The 5,448-nt window shown below is 65.5% G+C and carries 5 protein-coding genes; 3 read left to right on the top strand and 2 right to left on the bottom strand.

The window, feature by feature from the left end; translation table 11 throughout:
* Positions 1–9: 9 nt before the first annotated feature.
* Together VMJ11_RS15350 and VMJ11_RS15355 are read right to left on the bottom strand one after the other, a co-directional pair.
* Entirely contained in the window at positions 10–276 is a 267-nt protein-coding gene (locus VMJ11_RS15350) for a hypothetical protein (RefSeq protein ID WP_325620249.1), read from the bottom strand.
* A gap of 123 nt (positions 277–399) precedes the next feature.
* Positions 400–1,482: a substrate-binding domain-containing protein gene (locus tag VMJ11_RS15355; protein ID WP_325620250.1), complete on the bottom strand. Its 1,083-nt coding sequence runs from the start codon at positions 1,480–1,482 to the stop codon at positions 400–402.
* 109 nt (positions 1,483–1,591) lie between these two features.
* Between VMJ11_RS15355 and VMJ11_RS15360 the strand changes: the two genes are divergently transcribed.
* The 3 genes from VMJ11_RS15360 to VMJ11_RS15370 form a co-directional block, all read left to right on the top strand.
* A complete protein-coding gene (locus VMJ11_RS15360; protein WP_414694402.1) occupies positions 1,592–2,134 on the top strand; it encodes an NAD(P)H-dependent oxidoreductase subunit E in 543 nt (180 codons plus the stop codon).
* Positions 2,131–3,702, top strand: a complete 1,572-nt coding sequence (locus tag VMJ11_RS15365) for a formate dehydrogenase beta subunit (RefSeq protein WP_325620252.1) — start codon at positions 2,131–2,133, stop codon at positions 3,700–3,702. Before VMJ11_RS15360 ends, VMJ11_RS15365 begins: the two co-directional genes overlap by 4 nt.
* A gap of 14 nt (positions 3,703–3,716) precedes the next feature.
* A partial coding sequence (locus VMJ11_RS15370; RefSeq protein WP_325620253.1) for a molybdopterin-dependent oxidoreductase occupies positions 3,717–5,448 on the top strand: 1,732 nt, incomplete at its 3' end.

Raw genomic sequence — 5,448 nt, forward strand, 5'->3', positions numbered from 1 at the left:
TTCACATCATCAATTGTCCTGCGGGCACTGCAGATTGCAGCCATCCGGGTCACCCAAGTCGCCACGCTTGCGCGCCGAGCTCGGCTTGCCGTGCTGATATTTGGCCGACGGCGCAGAAGCCGCAAACTGCATCTGCGGATGTTCGTTGAACTTGAACTGATCGGTGAGGATCCCGCCAGGCACGCCAGGCGAGTTCTGCGCGAAGGCAACGTGGAACGTGGCGAACAACGCCGCTGCCGTGGCGGCTGCGGTAACTGCTTTAAGTGCGAATTTCATGGTCGATCGGCGCGGCGGGCGCGCATCTGAAACGTAAGAGCGAATACTAGTTGAAAGTATCACAAAATGCGCCGGAGTCCGCAGGACGGCTCGATCAATACCCGATCCCTAGATTGCCTTCTATTACAGGACAGCCGGACCGCCCCAAGCGTCCTCGAGTTCCACCACCTCGCCGCAGGCCCCCGGATCGTACCCCTCCAGTTGCGCGACCTGCTCACGGAACCCTGCCCCGCGCAGCAAACCCAGTACCGTTGACAGCGGCTCATGCGTGAGATGGGCGCGATCGCACGCGAAATAGTAGTCTTCATCCGCGATTTCGATGAAATCAAGCCCAAAGTGATGTGCAGCCGGCTCGACCCCGAAGCCTACGTCGGCCATCCCGCTCGCGACGAACGCCGCGATCGCCGAATGCGTCAGTTCCGACGAGGCGTAGCCGTTCACACGCTCGGGGTCGACACCGATGCGCGTGAGCAGCAAGTCGATCAGCATGCGCGTACCCGAGCCCGGCTGACGATTCACGAAGCGGATATCGCCGCGTGCGAGATCGGCGAGGCCCGTGATCCGCCTGGGGTTGCCGTGTCCGACGAAGAGCCCCTGCTTGCGTTGCGTGAGATGGATCAGCACGTGCCGCTGCGGATCGAGCCAGTTGCGATAGGCGTTGGCGCAGGCGGCTCGAAAGTCGCCACGCGGCAAGTGAAATCCTGCCAGATCGCATTCGCCGCGTGCGAGCGCCGTGATCGCATCGGCGCTGTCGCGGTACTTGATCTCGACGCCCACCTGGTCGGCGACGAGCGCCGTCACGAGCGCCGCCACCGCGTAGCCGTGCGAAGCATGGATGCGCAGATCCTGCGCACAAGGTGCGAGCCAGCGGTTCAGATCGCTCGCCACCTCGCTCGCCAGCGCCTCCAGGTTGCCCTGCAGACGCTCCGCGCACAACCGCTGCGAGCGCAGAACGGCCTCCCCCAGTTCGGAGAGCACGGACCCCCGGCCGCGCGCCTTCGCGATCAGAGCGCCGCCCAGTCGCTCCTCGACATCGCGCAAAACGCCCCATGCATGGCGATAGGACAAACCCTTACGGTGCGCCGCCTGCGCAATGCTACCTTCTTCGGCGACGAGCGCGAGCAACGGCACAACGTCCGTCAGGCTTGCCTCGCGCCCATCCGCGTCTTTCACGACCAGTTGCGCCCGACACTCGACCTTGATCATTATGAAGTCACCGTTCCTATTGCGTACGCCCTTGCTCAAGCCTATTGTTCGATCAGACAACAAGACAACCGCAGCATAGATGCACACTTTATGAATAACAAGTGCATATATGCCCTGGAGGAGCCTCATCGTGGAAGAGACAACTGTGAGCGCGCCGGACGATCTCGTACGGTCGCACGCGCAACCTGGCCGCACATTGCTCGCGATCCTGCATGCGATCCAGGACGAGGCTGGCTACGTGCCGCCCGCCGCCGTCGCGCCGCTCGCGAAGGCGCTGAACCTTTCGCGCGCCGAGGTGCATGGCGTCATCACCTACTACCACCACTTCCGCACTACGCCGCCCGCGCCGGTAACGGTACAGCTGTGTCGCGCCGAGTCATGCCGCAGCATGGGCAGCGAGGCGCTCGCGCAGCACATCGAAGCGCATACGGGCTGCCACTTCGCACAGCACGGCCACGATCACGACCACGGGCATGCGCATGAGCACGCCGGCCCCGTCGCGCTCGAGTCGGTCTATTGCCTCGGGCAATGCGCGCTCTCGCCCGCCATGATGATTAACGGCACGCTGCACGCAAAAGTGACACCGCAGAAGTTCGACGCGCTCTTCGCCGCCGCCATGACCGCCGTCGCCCGCAACGAGGAGGCCGCATGACACGCGTCTACGTACCCCGCGACTCCTCCGCGCTCGCGCTCGGCGCGCAAGCCATCGCCGAGGCCATTGAACGCGAAGCCACCGCGCGCGGCGCGAGCGTCGAACTCGTGCGCAACGGCTCGCGCGGCCTGCTCTATCTCGAACCGCTCGTCGAAGTCGAAACGGCCCAAGGACGCGTCGGCTATGCGAACGTCGAAGCCGAAGACGTCGCCGCCCTCTTCGACGCCGGCTTCCTGCAAGGCGGCCATCATGCGCGCAGCGTCGGTCTCGTCGAGCAGATCGCGTATTTGCGCAAGCAGCAGCGGCTCACGTTCGCCCGCATCGGCATCACCGACCCACTGTCCACCGACGACTACGTGGCCCACGGAGGTCTCGAAGGCCTGCGCAACGCACTGAAGCTGACCGGCGCCGAAGCCTGCGAGGCGCTCGTCGAATCGGGCCTGCGCGGCCGCGGCGGCGCGGCGTTCCCGGCCGGCATCAAGTGGCGCACGGTCGCCAATGCGCAAGCCGACCAGAAGTACGTCGTCTGCAATGCCGACGAAGGCGATTCGGGCACGTTCTCCGACCGGCTCGTCATGGAAAGCGACCCCTATGTGCTGATCGAGGGCATGACGATCGCCGGCATGGCGGTCGGCGCCACCGTCGGCCATATCTATGTGCGCAGCGAATATCCGCATTCGATCGCGGCGCTCGAGGAGGCGATTGCCCGCGCGCGCGCCGCGGGCTGGCTCGGCGATGACGTGCTCGGCAGCGGCAAGCGCTTCGAGCTCTTCGTCGCAAAGGGCGCGGGCGCCTATGTTTGCGGCGAGGAAACGGCGCTGCTCGAATCGCTCGAAGGCAAGCGTGGCATCGTGCGAGCGAAGCCGCCGCTGCCCGCGCTCGCGGGCCTCTACGGCAAGCCCACGGTCATCAACAACGTGATCACGCTCGCCACGGTGCCCATCATCTTCGCGAAGGGCGCGGCGTTCTACAAGAACTTCGGCATGGGCCGCTCGCGCGGCACGCTGCCCTTCCAGCTCGCGGGCAATATCGCGCGCGGCGGGCTCGTCGAGCTCGCGTTCGGCGTGACGCTGCGCGAGCTGATGTTCGACTACGGCGGCGGCACCGCCAGCGGCCGTCCGGCGCGCGCAGTGCAGGTGGGTGGCCCGCTCGGCACCTATCTGCCCGAGAGCCAGTGGGACATTCCCATGGACTACGAAGCCTATGCGGCCGTCGGTGCTGTCGTGGGCCACGGCGGCCTCGTAGTGCACGACGACACCTCGAATCTCGCCGAGCTCGCGCAGTACGCCATGGAATTCTGCACGCTCGAATCGTGCGGCAAATGCACGCCCTGCCGCATCGGCTCCACGCGCGGCGTCGAGGTGATCGCGAAGATCCGCAAGGGCGACACCTCCGAGAAGCAGGTCACGCTGCTGCGCGACCTGTGCGACACGATGGTGTCGGGCTCGCTGTGCGCCATGGGCGGCATGACGCCCTACCCCGTGCTCTCTGCGCTCGACCATTTCCCTGAAGATTTCGGTCTCGAACCTGCCAGCGCGAGTGGACAACCCGCCGCGACGGCCGCCTGAACGAGGAACCACCCATGTCCGACACGCTCATGTCCCAAGCCGGTGGTTGCGGTTCCGGCAATTGCAGTTGCAAATCCCAGGCGATGCAAAAACGCTCGCCCTTCGACGAAACCGACTACGGCACGCCGCTCAGCCATGCCGATGTCGACGTCACGCTCGAAATCGACGGTCAATGCGTGACGGTGCCCGCGGGCACCTCCGTCATGCGCGCGGCGATCGAAGCGGGCGTCAACGTGCCGAAGCTCTGCGCCACCGACTCGCTCGAACCGTTTGGCTCGTGCCGACTGTGCCTCGTCGAGATCGAAGGCCGGCGCGGCTATCCCGCTTCGTGCACGACGCCCGTCGAGGCGGGCATGAAGGTGCGCACGCAGACCGACCGCCTGCAGAAGCTGCGGCGCAATGTGATGGAGCTCTACATCTCCGATCACCCGCTCGACTGCCTCACCTGCCCCGCCAACGGCGACTGCGAGCTGCAGGACATGGCCGGCGTGACGGGTCTGCGCGAAGTGCGCTACGGCTTTGACGGCGCGAATCACCTCAAGGACAAGAAGGACGAATCGAATCCGTACTTCACCTACGATCCCTCGAAGTGCATCGTCTGCAATCGTTGCGTGCGCGCCTGCGAGGAAACGCAAGGCACCTTCGCGCTGACCATCGCGTCACGCGGCTTCGAATCCCGTGTGGCCGCGGGTGCGAGCGAGCCGTTCATGGAATCGGAGTGCGTCTCGTGCGGTGCGTGCGTGGCCGCGTGCCCCACCGCCACGCTGCAGGAAAAGACCGTCGTGATGCTCGGCCAGGCCGAGCACTCGGTCGTGACGACCTGCGCCTATTGCGGCGTGGGCTGCTCGTTCAAGGCGGAGATGAAGGGCAACGAGGTCGTGCGCATGGTGCCGCACAAGAACGGCCAGGCAAACGAAGGCCACGCCTGCGTGAAGGGGCGCTTCGCGTGGGGCTACGCGACGCACAAGGACCGCATCAAGAAACCGATGATCCGCGCGAAGATCACCGATCCGTGGCGCGAAGTCAGCTGGGAAGAGGCGATCAATTACGCCGCGAGCGAGTTCCGCCGCATTCAGGCCAGGCATGGCCGCGATTCGATCGGTGGCATCACGTCCTCGCGCTGCACGAATGAAGAAACGTATCTCGTGCAAAAGCTCGTGCGCGCCGCGTTCGGCAACAACAACGTCGATACCTGCGCGCGCGTGTGCCACTCGCCCACGGGCTATGGCCTGAAGACGACGCTCGGCGAATCGGCGGGCACGCAGACCTTCGCCTCGGTCGATCACTCCGATGTGATCATGGTGATCGGCGCGAACCCCACCGACGGCCATCCGGTGTTCGGCTCGCGCCTGAAGCGCCGTGTGCGCCAGGGCGCGAAGCTCATTGTCGTCGACCCGCGCCGCATCGACATCGTCGACACCGCGCACGTGAAGGCCGAGCATCACCTGCAACTGCGCCCGGGCACCAACGTCGCGATGATCAACGCAATCGCGCACGTGATCGTGACCGAAGGGCTCGTCAATGAGTCGTTCGTGGCCGAGCGCTGCGAAACGCGCGCATTCGAGCAATGGCGCGATTTCGTCGCGCTGCCGGAGAACTCCCCCGAAACCATGGCCGAAGTGACCGGCGTGCCGGCCGAACAGGTACGCGCCGCCGCGCGCCTCTACGCGCAGCGCGGCAACTCCGCGATCTACTACGGCCTCGGCGTGACCGAGCACGCGCAAGGCTCGACCATGGTGATGGGCA

The organism is Paraburkholderia sp. (genome assembly GCF_035501035.1).
Classification (GTDB): domain Bacteria; phylum Pseudomonadota; class Gammaproteobacteria; order Burkholderiales; family Burkholderiaceae; genus Paraburkholderia.